Raw genomic sequence first — 24242 nt, 5'->3', positions numbered from 1 at the left:
CAAATCAGTTGAAATGGCTTAGTTATCTTACTTGCCTTATCATGTTCCTTGCTGTACTCGGAGGAGCGGTAGTGACGAAGACTGGATCGGGCTTGGAATGCGGAAATGAATGGCCGCTCTGTCATGGGAAATTAATTCCGGCTTATACTATAGGCTCGATGATTGAATACACCCATCGCTTGTTTAGCGGTTTGGCAGGGTTATTCTCACTTGCCTCGATGTTTGCTTTTTGGCGTTATGCCCGTACTCGGCGCGATTTGCTGGGATATGCATTTATGACTTTATTATTCGTCATCGTTCAAGGTGGTATGGGAGCGCTTGCAGTAATTAAATCCCAATCCGCCGCTGTAATGGCGCTGCATATGGGTTTTTCTTTGATCGCCTTTTCGAGCGCTATGATGTTGGCTCTTGGAACCAAGAGATGGCATGAAGCACGCGAATATGATCATAAGCTGGAGGCTCAAAAGAAGCCCGTAAGTAAGGCTTTTCGCAATTTAACCTGTTTTACTGCCATCTATTCTTATATTGTCGTGTATATTGGAGCCTTTGTAAGTCATACGGATTCACAAGGCGGGTGTTCGGGTTGGCCGCTTTGTAATGGAGAATGGGTTCCGGAGCTTTCCGGAGGAGTAGGTGTTGTTTTTACGCATCGGATTGCGGCTTTAATCTTATTCATGCTTACTGCGCTGCTCGGGCATTTGGCATTTTGGAAACATAAGGATTATCCAGAGCTTAGAGCGCTAGGTATAGCTGCAGTACTGTTATGCTTGATGCAGGTATTTAGTGGGGCGGCTGTGGTTTACACTCTAGATAATGAAAGGCTGTACATATTTGCCGCTTTGGCTCATATTTTGCTGATTGCCAGTTTGTTTGGTGTCTTATGTTATATGAGTGTAAGAGTCTGGCAGCTAAATCGCGCGAGTAGTGTCGTGTCTGGAAAAAATGTAACGAACCCAATGATTCCACCGCCTTGGTAGAACATTCCCTCCGTGGATAGAGGCGCTTCACCCGCGGAATAATAAAGTGGAAATCGGTATATCGTGGAGCTGATTGGCCGATGCTTACGTCGCGAGTTTTGTACGAAGCAGTCCATGGAAGCAGACGCTGAACAAAACTTTAGGAGGACTGGGATATGCTGCGGGTATTACTTGGAGAGCCGCCTCGAAAGAACAGCGGTGTGTTGGCTGATGCGATGGAGAATATGGCCACTTTTGCAGCATTGCTGCGCAAGGAAATGAGTGCCCATGAGGATAATGACCATGAATACCGCAAGCTGGAGATTTGGACACGTGGGCTGATTTCCTCTCTGGATGAACTGGAGCAAAGTTGGTTCGCAGCCGCTTTTTACCGGAAATTAGTGATTGCGGGTTATATGGATGATATGACACCGGTGGAACAGGGCGATTATGCACGTTATGTTTATTTTTATAAAGATGGCTTTATCCGGGTTTTCTCTCTTCTGGACAAGCTTGGGACGGTACTGAATCATTTTTATGATCTCAAAACATCCAAATTAAAAACGCACTTTTCTTATTTTACAGTGCTGCGTCAGCTTCAATTATTGAATGTGCATCCTGCATTAGCGGATCAACTGGAAGAGATTAAGAACTCCTACCGCGATCCATTGGAGAATTTACGCAAGCGCAGAAATGCTGAAATTCATTATATGAATTCCGAAATGCAGGATGATTTGTGGCAGCGGCACCAAGGTCTGCATGACAAAATTCAGCTCGAGGATTTGGATAGCCATCTTGAGGATTTAAAACAATCGCTCGAAATGAACTGTAAGACATTAATCGCGGCATTCAGCTACAGCAATGAACAGCTGCGTAAGGAAATAAGCAAGGCAAAGAGCATAAAATCGTAATCGTTCAATATATTTCCTTTTGACAAAAATAGATAAACTCACTATACTTATGCTTGCATTAAAGTATGTACGATTTCAGAAAAAATATAATTTCATAACTTTATCTTATCGAGAGCGGCGGAGGGATAGGCCCGATGAAGCCCGGCAACCGATTTGTATCCAGCGCGGGAAGCGTTGTACAAATGTCATGGTGCTAATTCCTACAATGGCGCAGGTTGCGGTCGTTGGCAGATGAGAAGGCATTGTCTTAATAAACCCACAGAGCCTCTTGCGATCTGCATCGATCGTTAGAGGTTTTTTTGTATAGAATAAGTGAAGTATAAAGGGGGGGCGACGAGAGTTGATTAATCTAAAAGGGATAACAAAGATTTATGGAAAAGGGAGTAATGCGGCAACAGCACTTTCTGGATTGAATCTGTCCATCGAGAAAGGTGAAATATTCGGAGTCATCGGCCACTCTGGAGCCGGGAAAAGTACATTGATCCGTTGCATTAATCTGTTGGAACGTCCGACAGAAGGAGAGGTCTGGGTAGACGGTGTTGAGCTAACCAGTCTTAACCAAGGTCAGCTGCAGGAACAGCGGCGCAAGATTGGGATGATTTTTCAACATTTCAATTTGCTGTCTTCGGCGACCGTATACGATAATATTGCCTTTCCACTGCGCCTTGCAGGTACATCTAGAACAGCTATTGATACAAAAGTCAAAGACCTGCTCGCTCTAGTTGGGCTTGAAGAACATAAAGATAAGTTTCCTTCTCAGTTATCTGGAGGACAAAAGCAGCGGGTCGGCATCGCCCGGGCACTAGCCAGTGACCCTGATGTGCTGCTGTGTGACGAGGCCACTTCTGCGCTCGATCCCCAGACAACGGACTCCATTCTTAAGCTGCTGCTCGATATTAATAAAAGATTCCATTTGACCATTGTGCTGATCACACATGAAATGCATGTAATCCAGAGCATCTGCGACCGTGTCGCGGTCATTCATGGTGGTGGGATTGTTGAGCAAGGCAAAGTTACAGAGGTATTTCTCAAGCCGCAGCATGAGGTTACACGCGATTTCATCCGCAGTGAGACACAGAATGAAGGACCTCTTCGAGTGGCGCTTGATGCTGCTGCCGGGGATAACTCTCAAGCTGTCAAAATTACTTTTTTCGGAGAAAAAACTTACGGCTCGGCACTATCCGATGTCGTGCGTGATACGGGTGTAAGCTTTGCAATCTTACATGGTACCATTTCAACGATTAAAGATGTGCCTTATGGACAGATGATTGTGCGGTTCGAAGGGCCAGCTGAGGCGATTGCTGTAACGATCTCCAGGCTAATTGCTCAAGGCCTTGATGTGGAGGTGATTTCGTAATGAATTTTGCAGATCTAAATTGGCAAGAAATGATGGATGCTACGGTTGCTACTATAAAAATGATATTTTTTTCCGGATTGTTCACAATTATTCTTGGTTTACCACTCGGAATTCTATTGTATTTATGGGGGAAATCGAATAGTATAGTAATCAGAGTAACTTACTCGGTCTTATCATTACTTGTAAATATTCTACGTTCCGTACCCTTTATCATTTTGATGGTGGCTCTAATTCCTTTCAGCAAAGCCGTTGTTGGAACCTCCATTGGTGTACTCGGTACGATTCCACCTCTGGTGATTGGTGCAGCTCCGTTTTTTGCCCGCTTGGTAGAGACGTCGTTAAGAGAGGTAGACCGCGGAGTCATCGAAGCCGCACAAGGTATGGGAGCATCGACGAACCAAATCGTTATGCGTGTTCTTTTGCCAGAAGCTCGTCCAGGTCTGCTCGCTGGAGTTACGATCACACTGGTTACACTGGTCTCCTATACAGCAATGGCTGGAATGGTTGGGGGCGGCGGATTAGGTGACTTGGCGATTCGTTACGGCTACCACCGCTATGAGACGGAGATTATGATTGTTTCTATAGTATTTATTGTCGTACTGGTGCAATTGCTACAAATGGCCGGTGACCGACTCGTAAAACATTACACACGGAAATAAGGTACATCCATATATATCCTTATTCAATACAAAATATAGATTAGAGGGGGATTTACAATGAAAAAAGTACTACTTACATTTTTTAGCCTGACACTGGTTGCGGTGCTTGCGGCTTGCGGTAACAACAATGCATCTAATAATGCTGGGAGCTCGGCTGCTACAACAGCACCAAACGCAGAAGCAACAAGTGAACCTACTAAAGATCCAGTGAAATTGGTTATTGGTGCCTCACCTGTTCCTCATGCTGAAATTTTGAAGGCTATTGCTCCATTGCTTGAAAAAGATGGAATTACACTTGAAATCAAAGAATTCACTGACTATATTCAACCTAACGTGCAGCTTGATGAGAAGGAGTTAGACGCTAACTTTTTCCAACACCAACCGTATCTGGATGACCAAAACAAAAATAATAAAACCGACCTGGTCTCTGTTGCATCCGTTCACGTTGAACCTTTTGGAGCTTATTCCAAAAAAATCAAATCAATCGATGAGTTGGCTGATGGTGCAAAAGTTGCCATTCCGAACGATGCTACTAACGGTGGCCGTGCACTAATCCTACTTGCAAAAAATGGTCTGATTACCTTGAAAGATGATACAAACATTGCTGCAACAAAAGCAGATATCACTGAAAACAAGAAAAATCTCGACATCATTGAGTTGGAAGCTGCTATGCTCCCACGTCAACTGGATGAGGTAGACCTTGCTTTGATCAACACGAACTTTGCACTAGACGCTGGTCTTGTGCCAACTAAAGATGCATTGTTCATCGAGGGTGTAGATTCCCCTTATGCTAACATTTTGGTAACCCGTCAAGACAATAAAGATTCCGAAGCCATCAAAAAGCTGGTTGCTGCCCTGAATTCTCCAGAAGCTAAAGCTTTCATTGAAGAAAAGTACGAAGGTGCGATCATTCCAGCGTTTTAAGGAATGAAGCTAAATTCGTCTATAGTCATAACAAGAACCCGCAGCCAAGTTGGCTTGCGGGTTTTATGTTCTAAGGTTGTGAGAGAATGTTAAATCCTCTATAATAAGAAAATCCCGATCTCCTATACAGGAGAATCGGGAGGGTTATTGAACGGGATTTAGAATACTTGAACTACTTCTTCAACGCCTTCTACTTCTTCAAGGAGGGCGCGTTCAATCCCGGCTTTCAAGGTGATCGTGGAGCTTGGGCAGCTGCCGCAGGCACCCATAAGTTTCAACTTAACGATGCCGTCTTCCACATCGACCAGTTCTACGTCACCGCCATCGCGCTGCAGGAACGGACGAAGCTTATCCAGCACTTCTAGTACTTCATCATACATTTCGGTGCTTTGTGCATTCTCACTCATTTCTCAATCACTCCTTTCGTAAGTTCATTATAGTACAAAAAGTTAAAAAATAAAATGGTTAGGCGGAATAGGGAGATCATCATGAGACCAATTATTGAATTTTGTTCCAGTAACATGGGTCACGGAACAGACAAGCTAATGCATAAGCTGGAGGAAAATCCAGATTATGATGTCATTGAATACGGATGTCTGAACAATTGTGGAGAGTGTTATTTAATGCCTTTCGCCATGGTTGAAGGTGACATTATTGCAGCAGACACTGTTGCAGAGCTAGAAGAGAAAATTGAGGCCAAGATCAAAGAGCTTGAGGCTTGGTTTAATATAGATCTTGACTAAATTTCTCGAGAAAAAAAGAGGGAGCACTCCATAATCTAAATTATGGAGTGCTCCCTCTTTTTGGAACCTTACTTGAACAAAATCCACCAATTTGATCGATTAGGCAACATATTGGAGAGTGCAGGGGCTACCGTGAAGGTGCCACCGGACTCAGGCGACCTTATATTGAGTGTTTTCCTACATTTGGATTGCTATCGGACCCCATAGTCACTATTCACCTGAAAAACAGCATAAATGAACCTCATTATAAGCAATAACTTCACTGGAGTCCGAAACTCTCCTTCAAAGGCTGAAAATTTGCGAATAAGGTCATCTGAGTCCGAAGGGTATACGCACCAATAACGTAAGGAAGCTACTCTCGTGTTTATCTGAGAGTAGCTTCCTTTAATAATTATGAACCATCATAGGCTTATCCTAAAGTGCGTTTCGACATCCAGAGCACTCCGCTCTTGAGGATGCGGGGAACCCGTCCTTTGACGGAGCGTTGTCCCATAAGTCCGAATCCTGCTTTTTTTCCTAGTGACCCTAAAGTACCCTTCAGGCGAATAGGATGAAGCTTGGGAGTCTCACTGCGCCAGGTCGCTTGGATAACCTGAGCTACCTGCTCACCCTGTGCTCCAGCGGCTTGTGCGCTTGGTGCGAATGGCAGACTGGCACAGTCGCCAATCACATATACCTCCGGATAATCCGGTATACGATAATACTCATCCAGCATAATCCGTCCACCGCGGTCCTTCGACACATTCAAATCTTGAACTACTTTTACAGGTTGAATCCCTGCGGTCCATACTGTCACATCTGAAAGGATTTCCTCGGTACCGTTAAAAATCGAATCCTTCTCTACATGAGATACAGAGATTCGTCCCAGCGTTTGCACCTGATGGTGATGAAACCATTCCTCTACGTACTGTGACAGCTTTGCCGGAAAGGCAGACAAAACACGTTCACCGCGATCCAGAATAGCGATGTTAAGGTCTGGACGGCTTTCCCGAAGCTCTGCGGCTAATTCAACACCGCTCAATCCTCCACCTACGATGTTTATCGTTCCGTAAGGCTTCACATCATTTAAACGGCGGTAGGTTTCCCGAGTACCAGCAAAGGTCTGGATGCTGCAGGTATATTGATCAGCACCAGGGATGTTGTGGTAATTGTCGGTACATCCAAGAGCAATGGCTAGGAGATCATAAGATACAATCTCACCGGACTCCATACTGACTATTTTGCTCTCCAAATCAATGGAACTCACTTCACCGTACCGGACAGTAAGCCGGGGGTGAACCGGAAAATGAATGCGCAGGTGATAATCAGTTACGGTACCTGCGGCGAGCGCATAATATTCCGTTTTGATTCCTTGATAAGGCATTCGGTCAATTAAGATAATTTCAACATCATGAGGAAGATGATTATTGAGTAATTCTTGAATTAAGGCTAGGCCGCCGTAGCCACCGCCAAGAACGAGTATTGTTCTCATGCTGACCGAACTTCCTTTCCAATATGGGATAACAAATCTCAGGTAGTCTTCTTATTCGTATACCTTAACTTCATTATAGAAAGTGTCACGTTCGACAGGAATTCGTCCAGCACCTTTCACTAGCCAGATCAATTCGTCGCGAGTCAGACCTTCCGGTGTTAAGGCGCCAGCCGCGTGGCTGATACGTTCTTTTAGAATTGTGCCATGCACATCTGATGCACCGAAGTTCAGCGCGACTTGAGTAAGCTGAGGGCCAATGTTAATGAAGTACGCTTTGATGTGATCGAAATTGTCCAACATCAATCTGCTGATCGCAATGGTCTTCAGATCCTCATAAGCAGAGTTGCGGCGCATGATGCCAGCGTTTTTATTCTTAGGCTGCATGGACAATGGAATGAATACCATAAAGCCATTGGTTTCGTCCTGCAAATCACGGATTTGCATCATATGGCGGATACGGTCTTCATGAGATTCAATGGAGCCGTACAGCATAGTGGTATGGGTCTTCATCCCAAGCTGATGTGCTGTCCGATGGACTTCCAGATATTCTTCCACATTAGCTTTGTCTACACGCATTTTTTTACGATATTGGTCGGATAATATCTCTGCGCCACCACCGGTGAGTGTTTTAAGTCCAGCAGCACGCAATTGTTCCAGTACCTCACGAATACTCAAACCGCTAATACGGGTGAAAAAATCAATTTCAGCCGCAGTGTAGGCTTTTAAGGTAACCTCAGGGAAACGTTCGTTCAAAGCTTTTAAAGAATCCACATAATATTGGAAGGGAACCTTGTCGTTATGGCCACCAACAATGTGGAATTCGCGTACGCCTGGGTGGATATGCTGTTCGACATATTGCACCATTTCCTGACCGGATAGGGTATAGGCTCCCTCTTCTCCATCATCTTTGCGGAAATTGCAGAATGCACAGTGCGATTCGCAAACATTGGTGAAATATAGACTCATGTTTTCGATAAAATATACCCGGTTGTGATTCTTGGCGATATTGACTTCATTCGCTAGCTGGCCAATGGTAAGTAAATCGTTGCTTTGATATAAATAAACGCCATCTTCCAAATTCAATCTTTCGCCGCTGCGAACCTTATCAATAATGTTCGCCATTCGGGCATCCGTGTGGGGGGTAAAAAGAGTAGACATATTATGATTTCCTCCTGAAAGTTTACGAGCAGATTGCTCGAAGATAAATTCCAGACGTACCCAAGTGGTAGCTGTTCATTCTAAAAAAGAAAGAGGCGAGCTTGCCTCCGTGACAAATTTCCGAATTTTTACTTAGAGTGCCTTCCCTATTATAAACCTACTCTCCTAAGGGTATCAACAGCTTGATATTGATGGTGTTTTTTGCTGTGAAGGGTTATGCCTAAGACAGTTGTGACTTGAGGGTAACGGAATAGTCGGTTATACTGAATTTATCAAGCATAAACGTCATTGGCATCCTTATAAAGTTGATAAGCGTTTAAGCGAGAAATATAAGACATAAAGAATAGGTGCAACACTTATACTATCTTATATTTTTATGAAATAACTTTTGGCCGGAAGGTCCCTTAAACATAAGTTTCCGCTTATGAAGGGAGACGAATTTGTAGGAGGATGAGATCATGATTAATATTAGTGAAAAGGCAGCAGAACAATTAAAGGCGATGCTTGCTGAACAAGAAGTACCGAACATGTTCCTCCGTATTGGAGTAACGCCCGGCGGTTGCAGTGGATTCTCGTACGCTATGGGCTTTGATGATAATGAAACCGATCAGGACGTATATATGGACATTCAAGACATGAAAGTGGTTGTGGAGAAGGAGAACCTTCGTTACCTGGACGGTCTCGAAATCGACTTTGAAGAATCCGGCATGACGGGTGGTTTCACCATTAATAACCCGAACGCTACTGCAACCTGTGGCTGTGGCTCAAGCTTCCGTACAGCTACGGATGCAGGAAAACCGAACGAAGAGCCTTGCTAATCACAGCAATCACGGCTCCAAGCCCCGTGTTGGATTCTAACAACACAGGCTTGGAGTTTTTTTTATTCTCAATGACAAAAATCATCACAAGGAGTTCGGAAATGGAAATGGAAATCAGAAAATTAAAAGCTGGTGAACAGCCTCCATTAGAATTACTTCTATTAGCAGATCCTTCGGAGAGCTTAGTTAACGGATATTTACAAAGAGGGTTATGTTGTGTGGCTGAGGTGGATAACAGCATCATCGGAGTCTACGTTGTGCTGCAGACAAGACCGGAGACTGTAGAGATTGTTAATATCGCCGTCGACGAAAATAAACACGGGCAAGGTATAGGAAAACAGCTGCTGAACCATGCGATTCAGAATGCCAAGCTGCTTGGAGCAAAAACCATTGAAATTGGCACAGGTAATTCGAGTGTTGGACAATTGGCACTTTATCAGAAATGTGGATTCAGAATCACCGGCATTGATAGAGATTTTTTTATTAGGCATTACAGTGAAGAAATCTTTGAAAATGGGATTCAAGTCATAGATATGATACGCCTGTCGCTGGATTTATGAGTAATAGGGGAGTTTCTCAGAAGCCATTTAATGACCGCTGGGGTAGCTCTTTATTCTTTTACATAGGAAGCAAACGATAAATCGCTAACCATGTATCACGAACGATATATCGCTAACCATGTATCGCAAGCCATGTATCGGACACAGATGACCATAAATGCCACATTTTCCCATATTTGTGGTGCCGACGGACCGCATTGCCGCTATTGCTATGAAAATCAGTAAATATGAAACTCTTTCTAAGCGATAGTGTCACTGGAGTCCGAAACCACGCCTCAAAGGTTGAAAATCTGCAAATAACGTCATCTGGGTCCGAAATGCTCATGGTTAACGACACTGTTGAAGCAGATAGCTATTGTTTAAAAACACAGAGCAGCGATTCTCCACATAACTGGAGAATCGCTGCTCTGTGTTTTTTTTGCGAGGGTCGGACCGTCTGTGCATAGAAGTAAGCTGTTTATAGGCAGTCCCCTGCGTACATTAGGCTGGAATAATAAACTTGTAATTAATCATAAATACGATGAGCGCTGCAGCTCCAAGGGAGAAGGCGATACAGCCCGTACCCAGTGCTCTGCGTTTGTCTTTAATAAATTTAAAGCCAATGGCGCAGATCAGTATAGTCGTTCCAGCCAATACAATGGACATCCCAAGCATAGCTACCCAATATAAAACCTCAAAAAACTGTGCCATTCTGAGCCCTCCCCGCGCTGTGCTTTTTAGTGATTCTGTTAGTACTCACTATAATAGTAGAAATTGAAAATGTAACCGCTATTAATAATACAACGATTTTGAAGATTATTCTAGTTATAGTGAACTCATCCATTAAGATATTGATGTCGAATTTATTGAGAACTGAATCTACAAAATCCGCGGTTGTACCCTGTCGCTGTCGACTGATGCTGTGCTAAACACTAAGCCCTTTTTGCTAAGAGCGGCATCTTACACGGACAATCATACAAGAGGGCGAGACCTTCTCTGAGTAATGTATAGGGTAGGCTGGATTGTGAAGGGAGGGAAAGGACGATGGCAGGAAGACAATTGGCCAGTAAGTGGCTGAAGACAGAAGCGTTGCTGACCGACGCTCGGGTTGCACCCTATATCCCAATGACGAGGGGGTACAGGGCAGAAACGCTCCTGGCAATGCTTCGTAGATATGGAAATGTTGTCATTAAACCTATTGTGGGTGGCGGAGGTTACGGTGTAATCAAAGTTTTTCGGGATAGTCGCGGTTATGGATTCACCTATATGGACAGAACTCGAATTTACAAGGATTTTGGAACCATGAGACGTGCGCTTAATACTGTGAAGGCAAGACGCAGATATTTGATTCAACAAGGGATTTCCCTTGCAAGAATCGGTGGACGGCCTATTGATTATCGGGTCAAAGTAGTTAAGAATGGTGAGGTTTGGGAATTTCGCTCCATGGTAGGGAGATTGGCTCGGCCAGGTCTGTTCGTAACCAATCTTTGTAAAGGGGGAACGATGCTATCATGTCGTGAAGGACTTCGTAGATCGTTGCCGCGGATTAAAGCTTCAGCGAAGAAAGCAGAAATGCGGAGACTAACCCATGTATGTATCGGAATTATGGAACGGCATTTTCCGGGAATAGGTGAGCTGGGCTTTGATTATGCTGTAGATTATTCGGGGAAAATATGGATTTTGGAGGTTAATACAAGACCTCAATAAATTAACAATTATTTTAAGAATTGACGATAATAGAGTAGTAAGATAAAATTGCGTTTAGTTGCGTTCTTTTGGGGTAAATAACATTGTAATTTATTTACAATAAAAATATATTTTTAGCTGTATACAAGTGGTTCAATCCTGTGTATAACTATTATCCCCATAGTCCACTGTGTAGCTAGTACCTTTATAACGCTTACACACATTTTATACACAGGATTTCCACATGTACTTGTGGATAACGCGAACGCTTGTTCGAAAAATGATAGTTTGATATGATAGATTCAGATCCAAATAAAGGAAAGGTAGATGAAGTTTATGGTTGAATTGTCGGATGAGATGCTGCTTGACTCTTACCATAGAGCAATAGAGCTGCAACTAGAGCATGATTTCATCGCTCTTCTACTCGTTGAAATTCGCAAACGAAACTTACACTCTCCAGTACATGCGGTTCTTCATTAAAAAGCGCAAAGGATAACTTTGTAGCAGGCTACATATATAAAACCGCGAGGCACAAACAAACATAAAAGGGTATCCTCACAGGCTGTTATTAACAGGTCTGTAAGAATACCCTTTTTTATTGTGTTAATAGATTTAGAGTTTCATATTACTGCTGTGACCCGGTGATAGCTTCGCTTCTGGATCAATGTACACCTTAGCATTATTCACAGCCGTTGGAGCTTCGCCAAATCCTACAGCAATCAGCTTCAGCTTACCAGGATAAGTTGTGATATCGCCGGCAGCAAAAATGCCTGGAATGCTTGTTTCCATACGCGAGTCAACAACAATGGAGTTCCCCTCAATATCAATACCCCATTCGGCAATAGGACCTAGGGAAGAGATGAATCCGAAGTTAACAATAACGCTGTCCACTTCAATTTCTTGAGTTTCTTTGGTCTTGATATTTGACAATGTAACCTTGGTAATGAACTCATCACCATGCAGCTCTGTAATTTCAGTAGGGGTAACTACGTTAACCTTGGAAGCCATCAGGTTCTCAACGCTATGTTCATGCGCACGGAATTTATCCCGGCGGTGAATCAGGGTTACCTGTTCAGCGATGGGTTCCAGCATGAGCGCCCAGTCAACTGCAGAGTCACCGCCACCGCTGATCAGAACTTTTTTATCTTTAAAGGCATTTAGATCATTTACAAAATAATGGAGGTTTGCTTTTTCAAAACGTCCAGCGTTGGGTAATTCCAAACGACGAGGTTCAAATGCACCTACACCAGCTGTAATGATGATCGCCTTACTGTGGTATTCGGCTACATCGGTTGTAACCACAAAATGACGTTCGTCCCGTTTTTGAACAGAAATCACTTTCTCCTCCAGCCGGATATTGGATTGGAACATATCCATTTGCCGAGACAGGTTGTCGACCAATTCTTGTGCTGTTATTTTTGGAAAACCTGCCACATCATAAATGTATTTTTCTGGATAAAGGGCAGCAAGTTGTCCCCCCAATTGGGGCATACTTTCAATAAGGGTTACTGATGCCTGACGCATTCCGCCGTAAAATGCGGCAAACATGCCAGCTGGCCCGCCACCTATGATTAAAAGGTCGCTCATAGGAACGCTGGATTGCTCTTGGGTCACGGGATATTACACCTCCGAGTTGATATATTCATTTTGCCATACTTGTGTACCTACTTATTATAATCATTGTGACACATACCTGCAAAGAAAGACTTTAGAAGTCAATAAAAGTGTGACGTTTTTTAGTATTTTAATGTTTGATTAATGCTACACTAAGGTTTACAATGGATATGGTCAATTTAGAAATGCTTCAAGTTTGATTGGAATTTCTTCTAAATATAAGTGTATAAATTCACAAAAAGGACCGTACATTGTTTCAATAAAAAATACAAAGACAGATTTACCTCTTGGAAGGAGCCGGAACATGAGTAGTATTCCCAAAATCGTTATCTTAGGCGCGGGCTATGGGGGTATTTTGACCGCACAGCGCTTGCAGAAGGCTTTGAATTATAATGAAGCGGATGTCACGCTTGTAAACCGTCACGAGTACCACTATTTTACTACCCATCTACATATGCCTGCGGCGGGTACGGACAGTATTGAACACACTCGGGTGTCCATTTCGAAACTAATCGATGAATTCAAGATCGACCTCGTGAAGTCATCTGTTCAGGAAATTCGTACTCAGCAGAAAAAGATTATTTTGGAGGATGGTACCCTATCGTACGATTATCTTGTCATTGCTTTAGGTGGAGAGCCTGAAACATTTGGTATTCCTGGACTTGATAAATACGCACTGACAATCCGGAGCATCAATTCCGTTCGTTTAATTCGCGAGCATATTGAATATCAATTCGCTAAGTACAAGAACGAGAACAATGCTCAGGAGCATATTAATTTTGTTGTCGGTGGTGCCGGCTTTAGCGGTATCGAATTTGTAGCTGAATTAGCTGACCGTATCCCTGGACTGTGTAAAGAATATGACGTTGATCCAAGTATGGTTAATATATATAACGTAGAGGCTGCTCCGACAGCACTGCCTGGTTTTGCTCCTGAGCTTGTCGAGTATGCGATGGACTTGCTCACCAAAAAGGGAGTTACCTTCAAGATGGGTGTTGCGATCAAGGAGTGTCTGCCAAACGGGGTAATTCTGGCATCAGGCGAAGAAATCAAAGCCTCCACAATTATTTGGACAGGCGGAATCCGTGGCAATCGTCTTATTGAGGCTGCCGGATTTGAAGCTATGCGTGGGCGCGTGAAGGTAGATGAATATCTACGTGCACCGGGCCAAGAGAATATCTTCATTATTGGTGATGGCTCCCTTATGATTAATCCGGAAGGACGCCCTTACCCGCCAACCGCTCAAATTGCTATGCAGCAGGGTGAATGCTGTGCGCATAATTTGGTGGCGGCAATCCGCAATCAACAGCCGAAGAAATTCGCATTCAGCAATAAAGGAACCGTAGCTTCCCTAGGCAAAGGCCAAGGAATCGCTGTAGTAGGCAGCAAAACTTACAAGGGCTGGACTGCAGCTCAGTTGAAAAAAGTTGTAGATATGCGCTACTTGTTCATTATCGGCGGAATTCCGCTGGTTCTGAAAAAAGGAAGATTCTTATAAGATGCGCCATTGCAGCGTACAGGTACGCGGACTGCTGACTCGTGAAGAATTGGACCGTTATAACGGACTGATAGAGGTTGGATCTTATCTGGAGGATCAGAACCAGTATGATCTGGCTTATATCGTTCAGAAGGAAATTGATCTGCTCATTCTCCCTGGTATCGAACGCCTGAAGGATAAAGGGCGCGCTCGGGATCGGGCCACGGCTGAATATCTGGAAAGTTTACGTGAAGATGATGAGGATAACGAAGACGAGGATCCAGGAACTTCGGTGTCTTAATCTAATAATATGGCAGTTAAAAAGGGTGTGTCTCCATGCGAACTGGAGACACACCCTTTTTTTGTTGTTACAGCTTGAGCATTTCTTCAAAAGATTCTTCAGTCAGCAGATTGCCGACATAAAAAGGTCCGAATTCGCCGTAGCGGGCACTTACTTCGTCAAAACGCATTTCGTATACCAGCTTTTTGAATTGCAGTGCATCTTCAGCGAACAGAGTCACGCCCCATTCCCAGTCATCAAAACCGACGGAGCCGGTAATAATTTGCTTCACTTTACCTGCATATGAACGTCCAATTAACCCGTGTGAAGCCATGAGCTCCCGGCGTTTGTCCATATCAAGCATGTACCAGTTATCGGCAAGCTCGCGTTTTTTGTTCATAGGATAGAAACAGATGTGTTTCGCTTGCGGTAAAATAGGCTTTAGACGTGCGGCAACATGCGGATTCTGCATAGGGTCGCTGCCGTCGCTGCCACTGCCACCAGCAGCGTAGTTGCTTAATTCAACAATACTTACATATGAATAAGCTTTGGTTGTATATTGAGCAAAAGCGATTTTGTTAAAGGCGGTCTCAAGTTGGTTCAAAGCTTCTAGGTTTTCGCGCAAAAACATCATTACAAAATCGGCCTTTTGGCCCACTATGGAGTATACTGCGGTGCTGCCTTCTTTAGCTTCCTCAACAGGGCTCCATTCCTGCATAAAAGCATGTAGTTCTTCCAGGGCAACGGCACGTTCTTCATCATCTGCTGCCGTCCAAGCGGTCCAGTTCAGAGAGCGGAAGTCATGCAGTGCATACCAGCCTTCCAGTGTCAAAGCGGCTTCGATCATGATCTCACTCCTTAAAAGTTTTACGAAGCATAAGCCTCGTTGAAATAACATCGCGTAAAACTTGCTTCGAAAGCAAACGCTTAGTTTTACGAAGCATAAGCCTCGCCCAAAATAACATCGCGTAAAACTCGCAATTGAAGCATAAACTTAGTCTTACGAAGCATCTGCTTCATAGGCTATGTATGATCTGATTAATCTACTTGCATTGTATCGCAATCAAGCCGCCAAGAGCAAACGGAGGCATCCTCTAAGTGTGCGAATTAGTGCGTGAATTTGAATAAAGTTCATTGCTTCGTGACATTTTTTCTAGTAAACTTACTACTAGCTTGTAAAAGATGTGCGCTTCTTTATAGAAAGGGGTGGAGACGGTAAGATGGGATTTATTCCAGTGTTTATCCTAGCCGTTTTATTCTTTGTGATGATGTTTGGTATCGGCTTTATTCTTAACATGCTAATGAAGACAACCTGGTTTCCCGCTTATCTATTCGTACTTATTATTCTACCCGTCGTAATCTATTCTATTTGGGATAGAAACGCGATGTCGCTCTGGGAGCATCTCTCCAGTTTCCACTTTGTTGATTATCTTACAGGTGTCGCTGGTCTTGCAGGTGCTATACTTAGTGGATGGACCATTCAAAAGCTGCGCTTTGGCGGTTACAAGATGTTTTAAAGATTTGAAAGAGCCTATGTTATGAATCAGTCTTATATTTCTGCGAGAAACGGGATACCTTCCTCTTTAGAGGACGGCGAAGCCGTTTCTTCTTGTTTAATAGAGGTAGATATTCGTAAGAAGAAGTTGATTATATTGCGAAAAGAGTCGAAATTGGGATTTTATTTACATTTTCGCTATGTTAATTTGTGATAGAATAGAATCCTGTATGAATTCGTGTAAACAAGGGGGTATCCGTAGATGCGGATGAGTAACTTACATCATTTCACCGAACATCATCGGTACTGCGTTTCCCGCGAATTTGGTCTTAGTGTTATAGATGGACGTATGCTTAGCTCTGTATATCAACCTATGGTAGGAGCCTTTGCAATCAGTTTCTATCGCTTGCTGGTTGAACATGTGCCAGCAGATAGCATTGGCTATTCTGGAGTGGAGCAACAGCGCAGGCTATTTATGACTTTGGGTGTTGAACCCAATGAGAAAGGCCGCAAATATTTAATTGATCAGGCTTCCCGGTTAGAAGCAGTGGGTCTGTTGCAGACCTGTCGAATCTATGTGCCGGAAACAGATGATTATTTATATGAATATGAGCTAATGCCGCCGCTATCGCCAGCCGACTTTTTTGCCACTCAGCATTTAACCTTGCTGTTACGTGATAAAATTGGCAAATTTGCTGTGCTGTCCTTACGGGAACAGTTCTGGAATCGCGAGCCGGAAGAGTGGAGTCGCAGATCTATAGGCAAAGAGAATATTTCCGTGCCTTTTTATGATATTTTTCAACTTAATACACATGTCATTGATTATGAGCTGGAGCAAGCTTTGGCAGAGGTAGCCTCTGTTCGACAGCCCGGCACGCTTGAATCCGGAGAGCAGGCAATCGGATATAGTGACATTATTTTGCGTTTTCCACGGGAGTCTGTGAATCGGGCTCATGTAGAAAAACTGCGCTTTGACCATACTCAAATGGGTGTAATTAACTATGTTGCTCATAAATACGAACTGAGTCCGCAGGATTTATGTCGTTTGCTGGATGAGGATGGAGTGTTCTCACCGGAGGGCGAGGTCATGCTGGATGCGTTGCAATATAAAGCGAGCCAACATTTCAGGCAAGATATGAAACGACAGGAAAAACGTGAAATTGCAGCTGCGAAAGTTGTTTCTATCCGGTCCAGTGCGACCGAAGAGAATGATGATTCTATAGCACCACCAGAGCAATCTGTTGAGATGGAGTTTTATGTAGAAGTACCGCCACAATTTTTGTCCAAGTGTGACATTCACCAATATAATATGATGCTGCGGAACGAACCTTATACAAGACTGCTACAAACCTTTTTCCCGGGTGCAGTACCCAGCCATCTGATGGATATGTTCGAGAAAATAGATCTGAACTATAAGCTGAGCGGTGAAGTAATTAATGTACTCATTCATTATTTAATGACTATGGTAGCCTCGGGTGGAGAACAGCGGATGAACCGCAATTTTGTAGAGGCTATCGCCTCCAATATGCTGGTTAAACAAGTGAACACCTACGAGAAGGCTGTAAGATATATTAGAGATCAGTCCAAAGTGAAGGGCAAGGGGACAACGGCTAATACGGCTGGAGGAACACGATCACGTTCTTATGCCAAAAATACAGGCCGATCCAATAAACCGGAAATTCCGATTGTGCTGGATGATGGAAGTGCCGGAACAGTATCGGAAGAGGAATTCGCGGCGATGATGAAGAAAGCGGCAGAAATTAAAGCCAGTAAGAAAAAAGGCGTATCGCAAACGCCTTAATGAAAGAGAGGTGGAACAATGGAGTCAATGGGCGATGTACTTCGTTCGATCAACAATCCAACTCTACAGCAGCGTCAACGCGATCTTGAACAGGGGTTATTCAATCATCCACTTGTGAAGGCATTACAGTCCGAACATCCTGAACTGGACGAATCACGACTGCGGCTTCATATGAGTCGCCTGTATCAATATGTAGAGGAAAGCCGAAACTGTGCGAACTGCCCAGGACTAGAGAAGTGTCCAAATGATTTTCCTGGCCATTATAGTAAACTAACGGTAGAAACTGTGAATGGTTCAGTGGATCTATATGAACGCAAGACGGCATGCCGGCTTAAAGTGGCACAAGATAATCAGGATAACATCCGCAAACGTATTCGTAGCTTTTATGTGGACGAGCGTGTACTTAACGGCGGTTATGATGAGATAGATATTATGGGCAAAGACCCGCGCCGGGTCTCGGCTGTGAATAAAATATTTGATTATATCACGAATGTTAAAGAGGAAGGCCTGACTTCACGCGGCATTTATTTACATGGCTCTTTCGGAACAGGCAAAACTTTTTTGATGTGTTATTTACTGCATGAGCTTGCTGTTGCTGGATATACCGGAGTGATCGTATACATGCCAGACTTTATAGAGGACTTGAAATCGATCATGATGGATGGCCAGAAGATGAAGGAAACTGTTGATACGATGAAAAACTGCGATTTACTTATTTTTGATGACATTGGTGCGGAAAATTTGAATCCTTGGGCTCGTGATCATGTACTTGGGGCGATCTTGAATTATCGGATGAACCGCAAACCAACCTTCTACACCTCGAATTATCCGTTGGATGGCTTGGAGAAACATCTTAGCTTTACGAGCAAAGATGGTGAAGAGGTCTATAAAGGCCAACGACTAATGGATCGCATTGCTCCTTTTGTGGATGTTCTTCCACTGCATGGGGAAAATCAACGAGGGGCCAATAGATAAGCCTGGAATATTCATAATGTAAAATTCAAAAGAGCAGTGATCCCCCTTTTATTGGAGGATCGCTGCTCTTCGTTTTTTTAGTTATTCGAACTCAAACGCCGCTTTCTCCCTGCTACGAAGCAGGATCGCCTTAAGTCCTGATTGTTTTTCACTTGTTCAAACACACTTTCGGGTTGCAGCATCTGGCGGGCATACTGAATCTGATCGATAATTAGGGAAAGTCTCCCTAAAAATGAACTGATTCGTCAGCGAAAATAGATATTCTCCCGATTATTAGGGAGGAATTCCCTGATTCCGTTGATTTATAGCAAATATCGGCTATAATCAGGGAGGTTTTCCCTCATTATTCTCAAAAAAAGAAGCTGCCCCATAAGTAGCATTCACTACTTTTGAGACAGCTTCTTTTTATTGTGCGATGATTCCTTTACTCCGAGAGAATAAACTTAAGGATGACCATTCCGAAAAAGACAACCGTCATAAACGTGGTCATTCCGAAAAATCCGGTCATTAAATCCCCAAGATCATTGCGGGGTTCTTCGTTGATATGTTCTCGTGGGTCCCGTACTTGCGCGTTAACATCCATAGTTTCTGCCTCCTTACAGGGACAAAGCCCTGTATTATTAGATGCAAATTGACATTTGTTTATGAAATAAGTCATTGACAATTAATGCGCTTTCTTTAAGTATACCGAAATGCTGGGGAGGTTGTAAAGAAAAGAGTACGCAAAAAAAATACATTGAAGGCAATATAATTGCGAGTGATATTTCACATATCCCATAAAGATATGTTATACTTGTAATGTGTCGGTAAGTGGTAATTTGGTTATCATATTACATGAAACAATTTATTAACTCATATTTCGGAGCAGCTTCCATGAACTAAGCTTTGGCTTAAGATGTGCGTAATGCTTCGCAAAACTTAAAGGAGGAACAATATCATGGCTATCGTGAACGTGTCTGACCAATCCTTCAGTAACGAAGTGGAAGGTCAAGGTACTGTAGTAGTAGACTTCTGGGCTCCTTGGTGTGGTCCTTGTAAAATGCTCGCTCCAATCTTGGATGAATTGTCCACAGAGCTCGGAGACGATGTGAAAATTGCAAAATTGAATGTGGATGAGAATCCGGAAACGGCTTCCCGTTTTGGTGTTATGAGTATCCCAACTCTGATCTTCTTCAAAGATGGTCAACCGGTAGATAAAGTTGTGGGACTGAACTCCAAAGAATCCCTGAAAAATATCGTAGCAAAACATCAATAATTGATAGATGCTACTGTTCGGGCCTCGGCCCTGCCACTCAGCGCCTTCGGTTCATTCCGGAGGCGTTTTGTGTGCTGAATGCCAACTAATCATGGGTCCAATTTAGCTGGAGGGGATCATTTTGGACAATATCCGCAATAAACTGGCACTACTACCCGATCTGCCTGGCTGCTATCTGATGAAGAATCAGGAAGGCACTATTATTTATGTGGGCAAAGCGAAGGTACTTAAGAATCGGGTGCGGTCTTATTTTACAGGCAGTCATAATGGTAAAACGCAGCGGCTTGTCGCTAATATTGCTGATTTCGAATATATCGTTACGTCCAGTAACATGGAAGCGCTCATTCTAGAGTGTAATCTGATTAAGAAACATATGCCGCGTTATAATGTGCTTTTGAAAGACGACAAGACGTTTCCTTATATAAAAATAACGAATGAAACTCACCCGCGCCTTGAGGTTACACGCCGGGTGATTAAAGATAAAGCAAAATATTTTGGCCCTTATCCTAATGCTTATGCTGCTCAGCAGACAAAAAAGCTCCTAGATCGTATGTACCCGCTTCGTAAATGCGGCGTGATGCCAAAGGAGGTCTGTCTTTACTATCACATGGGCCAGTGTTTGGCACCGTGTGAGAAGGAGGTTCAGAAATCCGAGTATGAGCAGATTACGCAGGACATCGCTGCTTTTCTAGGCGGAGGTCATGAGGCGGTCAAAAAGGATTTACAGCAAAAAATGCAGGAAGCTGCTGAGGAATTATATTTTGAGCGGGCGAAGGAACTGCGGGATCAGATTATCCATATCGATGCATTAATGGAGAAGCAGAAGATCAACACTACAGATACTAAGGACCGGGATGTATTTGGTTATGCTGTAGACAAGGGATGGATGTGTGTACAGATTCTGTACATGAGACAAGGGAAGATGATTCAGCGCCATTCCTCCGTGTTCCCGTTCTATGGTGAAGCCTACAGTGACTTTATGTCTTATGTGACGCAGTATTATAGTGATAATCCCGCTTTGCCGCAGGAGATCCTGCTGCCGGATGTGCTCGATGAGGAGTCTCTGGCTAATAAAGAGACTAAACCCGAGATCGCCATAGCTGCTCCAGCAGAAGCGGATTTACAACAGGGTGAAGATACTCCTGAATCGGCTGAAGAGGCTGAGGCACGTGCGACGGCGGCGGAGGAAGCTGCGGCAGCAGGGATCGTGGATGCCGCTGGCGGCGCCTCCATTCTGCAGGAGTGGCTGGGCATTAAGGTGCTTGTGCCACAACGCGGTCTTAAGAAGCAGATGGTTGGCATGGCTTGTCAAAATGCAAGAGTGGCTATCGACGAGAAATTCCGGCTGATTGAACGGGATGAAGAGCGTACCTCTGGAGCAGCGATCAGCTTAGGCGAGAGCTTGGGGCTTGAACGCTTGAGCCGTATTGAGGCGTTCGATAACTCGAACATTCAGGGGACTAATCCGGTCTCAGCGATGGTTGTCTTCATTGATGGCAAGCCTGCACGAAAAGAGTACCGTAAATATAAGGTTCGTACGGTGGTGGGTGCGGATGATTATGGAACGATGCGCGAGGTCATTCGGCGGCGATATGAGCGGGTATTGAAGGAGAATCTTCCGATACCGGATCTTATCGTGGTCGATGGAGGGAAAGGGCAAATCTCCTCTGCTATTGATATTCTGGAGAATGAGCTGGGATTATTCATTCCGGTCTGCGGCCTTGTTAAGGATGATAAGCATAAGACGGCTCAGCTTTTGGTTGGAGATCCGCCAGAGCCTGTCGCGCTAGCCCGGGACAGTCAGGAATTTTACCTTTTGCAGCGGATTCAGGATGAGGTCCATAGGTTCGCGATCACCTTCCACCGTGAACAGCGCGGGAAGTCCATGGTTACCTCCAAGCTGGACTCTATACCTGGTATAGGTGAGAAGCGCCGTAAAGCGCTGCTAAAGCATTTCGGATCGCTTAAGAAAATTAAAGAAGCCTCCGTGGATGATTTCCGTACACTTTCTATTGGAGAAAAGCTGGCAAAACAAATTCTTGATGCGCTCAAGGATGAAGAGCCAACCTCATAGCAATGGTGACAAAAGAAAAAGGGTATCAAAGCAGCGACTAAAACGGCTTTGATGCCCTTTTTTAATTTCATTACGTCTTCACATTAGTTTAAATCAAAGAAGAAGGCTCCACCGGCTTAGGCTTCTGTGGTGGATTAAATCGATAGACGATGTAAGCGACTATGAACGGCATAATAATCGCGAAGATACCCGCTCCTACATTTACGCTCTCCTTCATAAAGATCAGCGTAGCGCCCATCAGGATGCTGTCAAACACGACGTGGCTGAACATGACAGCAATAAACCCGTAACGAAGGAAAATATAGCTGAACAGCAGCCCGATTACAGTCAGCTCAATGGGACGGGAGCTGATGGGATAGATCGGATATAACGTATGGCCAAACGCCCAAACCAGCGTGGTGATCAAGCAAGCGATAAAAGTGTTCCGGAACACCTTTTTCAGCATAGGAATTCCGAAAAAGCGATAAATGGCTTCCTCAGATAAACCAGCGAGCCATGCGACGATAGGCAGAAGCCAAGCATATCTCATGTTATAAGGAGATTGGGTGGCGTCTGTAGTAGACCAATTGTGCAAGGTAAACGATAATATGATGAACATAACCGTCTGCACCCCTAGCAGAACGAAAGCCCAGATGTATCCAGCCCGGATACTGTCCAACACATATTGTCCGTAGCCGGGCTCTTTGGCGCGGGGCCAAGGGTTCATGCCTTCCTCTTTTCGCCATAGGCCATTGCCGCCCACTAAAGAGAAGTAGAGCAAGGAGGACATCAGCAGGCTGTACAAAGCATAAATGATAAACATAATGACAGAGGTAATCTGTGCTTCTAGCCCTTCGCCCGTTGATTCAGGCAGCATATTATAGGTGCTGATCATCATGATTACAAAATAGGCTGAGCTTAGGAATACTCCACGTTTAAAGGAAGTATGCTCTCTTCTAAGAATACTGTAGACGAGTGCCAGAATTCCTAAAATCAGTGTGGGTATACCGTAACCGAATAATGTTAGCTTTTCCGCTAAAGAGGTCTGTCCTTGTACGTAGGAGGTATGCCAAGCCGGTGCAGTGAATCCGGCATTAAAGCTGGATACCTGCTCTCCACTGAAATCAAAATAATAGTGCAATAAGGATTCGCCGACCTGAACAGTACTATCCGTATACACTAGCCCATGGCTTCCTGTATTCGATTCAATTTGTAGCTTGGCAGGATTTACTTCCCATTCCTGAAGCCAAGGACGAGCAAGATTCTCCTTCTGCGCTAGAGTGAGGTCAGCTCCCTTGTCCTCTTTTGCACCAACGGAAGCGATGCCTGACCCCTCTTCGGAGGTAACTTTTGCAGCCTTTGAGAAAGCGACAATCTTACCGTTATACATATTGAGGTCAACGATGATTTGCGGCTCTTGCTCCGCTGAAGGAGTAAGCGTTGCCCGAAAGACATCAAAAGGATATTTTTGATCCAATTTTTTCTTGGTGTAGTCCTCCACAAGCTTCTCGCGAGACATATAGCCATAAAAGGAAGAGTCCGTCTGGTAAAGTACATTCCATTGATCGTTTGGTGCTTCGGTGTAGTTGAGCTTTTGTTCTGCAAATAATATGGCTTGGTCACGGGCTTCTGCCTTGCTAATGACGGTGGTATCTTCACCTGTAGGGCTACTAAGCAGTGAAGGGGAAATCTGAAACATAATAAATAGAATAAGACCGATAATGCCCGAGATGATGAGCCTCTTGGAGAGGGCACGTTGCTGTAAGGGCTGGCCGACGGGATTCATGTAACGCCTCCTTGTTATGTACTGACAATGTTATGTTCCATTATAGTATTAGTGCCTGGTTGGTTACAAAAAACATTATATGTTCTTTTTATGGGTAATAGAGATAGTATAGAATAGTCATGTGAATTTATACCATGAATTTTATCGTGTTCATTTCTGCACGAATGATGAGAATCGGTGTAATTGCAGGGAAAACACGGAAAAGTGATGAGAAAAGGCACTCCTTTTGATGCAGTCTCTTTAAACCGCATTTTTTCATGTGAATGAGCATTAATTGTGTCTTT

At 44.0% G+C, this 24242-nt stretch carries 25 protein-coding genes and 1 riboswitch; of the genes, 17 read left to right on the top strand and 8 right to left on the bottom strand.

Translation table 11 applies throughout. The features are described 5' to 3' along the window. The first annotated feature begins 8 nt into the window (after positions 1-8). From NYE58_RS30365 to NYE58_RS30345, 5 genes are all read left to right on the top strand, one after another. The gene (locus NYE58_RS30365) at positions 9-977 is read left to right on the top strand and encodes a COX15/CtaA family protein (RefSeq protein ID WP_445671774.1); all 969 of its coding nucleotides are present in this window, start codon (positions 9-11) and stop codon (positions 975-977) included. Positions 978-1132: 155 nt separating this feature from the next. Next, entirely contained in the window at positions 1133-1867 is a 735-nt protein-coding gene (locus tag NYE58_RS30360; protein WP_076178960.1) for a Cthe_2314 family HEPN domain-containing protein, read from the top strand. A gap of 102 nt (positions 1868-1969) precedes the next feature. Next, a riboswitch (SAM riboswitch) is annotated at positions 1970-2105 on the top strand. Between the two features lie 102 nt (positions 2106-2207). After that, positions 2208-3224 carry a methionine ABC transporter ATP-binding protein gene (locus NYE58_RS30355; protein ID WP_076218128.1) on the top strand — a complete coding sequence of 339 codons (1017 nt, stop codon included), beginning with the start codon at positions 2208-2210 and terminating at the stop codon, positions 3222-3224. Positions 3225-3253: 29 nt separating this feature from the next. Then, a complete protein-coding gene (locus tag NYE58_RS30350) occupies positions 3254-3883 on the top strand; it encodes a methionine ABC transporter permease (protein WP_370510697.1) in 630 nt (209 codons plus the stop codon). A gap of 57 nt (positions 3884-3940) precedes the next feature. Further along, positions 3941-4807, top strand: coding sequence for a MetQ/NlpA family ABC transporter substrate-binding protein (locus tag NYE58_RS30345; protein WP_036685252.1), 867 nt, complete (start codon positions 3941-3943; stop codon positions 4805-4807). 158 nt (positions 4808-4965) lie between these two features. Here NYE58_RS30345 and NYE58_RS30340 read toward each other — a convergent pair whose 3' ends face one another. Continuing rightward, entirely contained in the window at positions 4966-5214 is a 249-nt protein-coding gene (locus tag NYE58_RS30340) for a NifU family protein (protein WP_036685249.1), read from the bottom strand. Positions 5215-5295: 81 nt separating this feature from the next. On the opposite strand from NYE58_RS30340, the gene NYE58_RS30335 reads away from it, so the two are divergent. Beyond that, positions 5296-5550, top strand: coding sequence for a YuzB family protein (locus NYE58_RS30335; protein WP_036685247.1), 255 nt, complete (start codon positions 5296-5298; stop codon positions 5548-5550). 409 nt (positions 5551-5959) lie between these two features. On the opposite strand, the gene NYE58_RS30330 is transcribed toward NYE58_RS30335, so the two are convergent. Together NYE58_RS30330 and mqnE are read right to left on the bottom strand one after the other, a co-directional pair. Then, positions 5960-7021: an NAD(P)/FAD-dependent oxidoreductase gene (locus NYE58_RS30330; protein ID WP_076277563.1), complete on the bottom strand. Its 1062-nt coding sequence runs from the start codon at positions 7019-7021 to the stop codon at positions 5960-5962. A 51-nt stretch (positions 7022-7072) separates the two neighbouring features. Next, positions 7073-8179 carry an aminofutalosine synthase MqnE gene (gene mqnE / locus NYE58_RS30325; protein WP_036685236.1) on the bottom strand — a complete coding sequence of 369 codons (1107 nt, stop codon included), beginning with the start codon at positions 8177-8179 and terminating at the stop codon, positions 7073-7075. A gap of 458 nt (positions 8180-8637) precedes the next feature. On the opposite strand from mqnE, the gene NYE58_RS30320 reads away from it, so the two are divergent. Both NYE58_RS30320 and NYE58_RS30315 read left to right on the top strand, forming a co-directional pair. After that, positions 8638-8997 carry a HesB/IscA family protein gene (locus tag NYE58_RS30320; protein ID WP_036685235.1) on the top strand — a complete coding sequence of 120 codons (360 nt, stop codon included), beginning with the start codon at positions 8638-8640 and terminating at the stop codon, positions 8995-8997. A 107-nt stretch (positions 8998-9104) separates the two neighbouring features. Continuing rightward, positions 9105-9557 (top strand): GNAT family N-acetyltransferase, encoded by a 453-nt coding sequence (locus tag NYE58_RS30315; RefSeq protein WP_076128052.1) that lies wholly within the window; start codon positions 9105-9107, stop codon positions 9555-9557. A gap of 480 nt (positions 9558-10037) precedes the next feature. On the opposite strand, the gene NYE58_RS30310 is transcribed toward NYE58_RS30315, so the two are convergent. Continuing rightward, positions 10038-10247 (bottom strand): hypothetical protein, encoded by a 210-nt coding sequence (locus tag NYE58_RS30310; RefSeq protein WP_036685233.1) that lies wholly within the window; start codon positions 10245-10247, stop codon positions 10038-10040. Positions 10248-10580: 333 nt separating this feature from the next. Between NYE58_RS30310 and NYE58_RS30305 the strand changes: the two genes are divergently transcribed. Then, the gene (locus NYE58_RS30305; RefSeq protein ID WP_076218131.1) at positions 10581-11243 is read left to right on the top strand and encodes a YheC/YheD family protein; all 663 of its coding nucleotides are present in this window, start codon (positions 10581-10583) and stop codon (positions 11241-11243) included. A gap of 315 nt (positions 11244-11558) precedes the next feature. Then, entirely contained in the window at positions 11559-11702 is a 144-nt protein-coding gene (locus NYE58_RS30300; RefSeq protein WP_036685584.1) for a sporulation histidine kinase inhibitor Sda, read from the top strand. 132 nt (positions 11703-11834) lie between these two features. Here the strand turns inward: NYE58_RS30300 and NYE58_RS30295 are convergent, their stop codons facing one another. Then, positions 11835-12809: an NAD(P)/FAD-dependent oxidoreductase gene (locus NYE58_RS30295; protein ID WP_076184831.1), complete on the bottom strand. Its 975-nt coding sequence runs from the start codon at positions 12807-12809 to the stop codon at positions 11835-11837. Between the two features lie 331 nt (positions 12810-13140). On the opposite strand from NYE58_RS30295, the gene NYE58_RS30290 reads away from it, so the two are divergent. Both NYE58_RS30290 and NYE58_RS30285 read left to right on the top strand, forming a co-directional pair. Beyond that, positions 13141-14334: an NAD(P)/FAD-dependent oxidoreductase gene (locus NYE58_RS30290; protein WP_036685230.1), complete on the top strand. Its 1194-nt coding sequence runs from the start codon at positions 13141-13143 to the stop codon at positions 14332-14334. A 1-nt stretch (position 14335) separates the two neighbouring features. After that, positions 14336-14614 carry a hypothetical protein gene (locus NYE58_RS30285; protein WP_076218133.1) on the top strand — a complete coding sequence of 93 codons (279 nt, stop codon included), beginning with the start codon at positions 14336-14338 and terminating at the stop codon, positions 14612-14614. 67 nt (positions 14615-14681) lie between these two features. Here the strand turns inward: NYE58_RS30285 and hemQ are convergent, their stop codons facing one another. Further along, positions 14682-15440: a hydrogen peroxide-dependent heme synthase gene (gene hemQ, locus NYE58_RS30280; RefSeq protein WP_076218134.1), complete on the bottom strand. Its 759-nt coding sequence runs from the start codon at positions 15438-15440 to the stop codon at positions 14682-14684. A 373-nt stretch (positions 15441-15813) separates the two neighbouring features. On the opposite strand from hemQ, the gene NYE58_RS30275 reads away from it, so the two are divergent. The 3 genes from NYE58_RS30275 (at position 15814) to dnaI (ending at position 18864) form a co-directional block, all read left to right on the top strand. Beyond that, complete coding sequence (locus NYE58_RS30275; RefSeq protein ID WP_036685224.1) at positions 15814-16110, top strand: YuiB family protein; 297 nt, start codon at positions 15814-15816, stop codon at positions 16108-16110. A gap of 240 nt (positions 16111-16350) precedes the next feature. Beyond that, a complete protein-coding gene (locus NYE58_RS30270; RefSeq protein ID WP_076184760.1) occupies positions 16351-17889 on the top strand; it encodes a DnaD domain protein in 1539 nt (512 codons plus the stop codon). Positions 17890-17907: 18 nt separating this feature from the next. Then, positions 17908-18864, top strand: a complete 957-nt coding sequence (gene dnaI / locus NYE58_RS30265) for a primosomal protein DnaI (protein ID WP_341003787.1) — start codon at positions 17908-17910, stop codon at positions 18862-18864. Positions 18865-19288: 424 nt separating this feature from the next. Here dnaI and NYE58_RS30260 read toward each other — a convergent pair whose 3' ends face one another. Next, positions 19289-19447, bottom strand: a complete 159-nt coding sequence (locus NYE58_RS30260; RefSeq protein WP_094902239.1) for a YqzM family protein — start codon at positions 19445-19447, stop codon at positions 19289-19291. A gap of 354 nt (positions 19448-19801) precedes the next feature. On the opposite strand from NYE58_RS30260, the gene trxA reads away from it, so the two are divergent. Together trxA and uvrC are read left to right on the top strand one after the other, a co-directional pair. Then, positions 19802-20119, top strand: coding sequence for a thioredoxin (gene trxA / locus NYE58_RS30255; protein WP_036679814.1), 318 nt, complete (start codon positions 19802-19804; stop codon positions 20117-20119). A gap of 121 nt (positions 20120-20240) precedes the next feature. Continuing rightward, positions 20241-22193, top strand: coding sequence for an excinuclease ABC subunit UvrC (gene uvrC, locus NYE58_RS30250; protein WP_282580007.1), 1953 nt, complete (start codon positions 20241-20243; stop codon positions 22191-22193). Positions 22194-22281: 88 nt separating this feature from the next. Here uvrC and NYE58_RS30245 read toward each other — a convergent pair whose 3' ends face one another. Beyond that, entirely contained in the window at positions 22282-23958 is a 1677-nt protein-coding gene (locus NYE58_RS30245; RefSeq protein WP_339169666.1) for a CPBP family intramembrane glutamic endopeptidase, read from the bottom strand. Between the last annotated feature and the right edge of the window lie 284 nt (positions 23959-24242).

Origin of the sequence: Paenibacillus sp. FSL L8-0708, assembly GCF_038009325.1 — a bacterium.
Taxonomy (GTDB): Bacteria; Bacillota; Bacilli; order Paenibacillales; family Paenibacillaceae; genus Paenibacillus_AQ; species Paenibacillus_AQ odorifer.
Note: the sequence above shows the minus strand (reverse complement) of the source record. Positions and strands in the feature narration are given on the sequence as shown.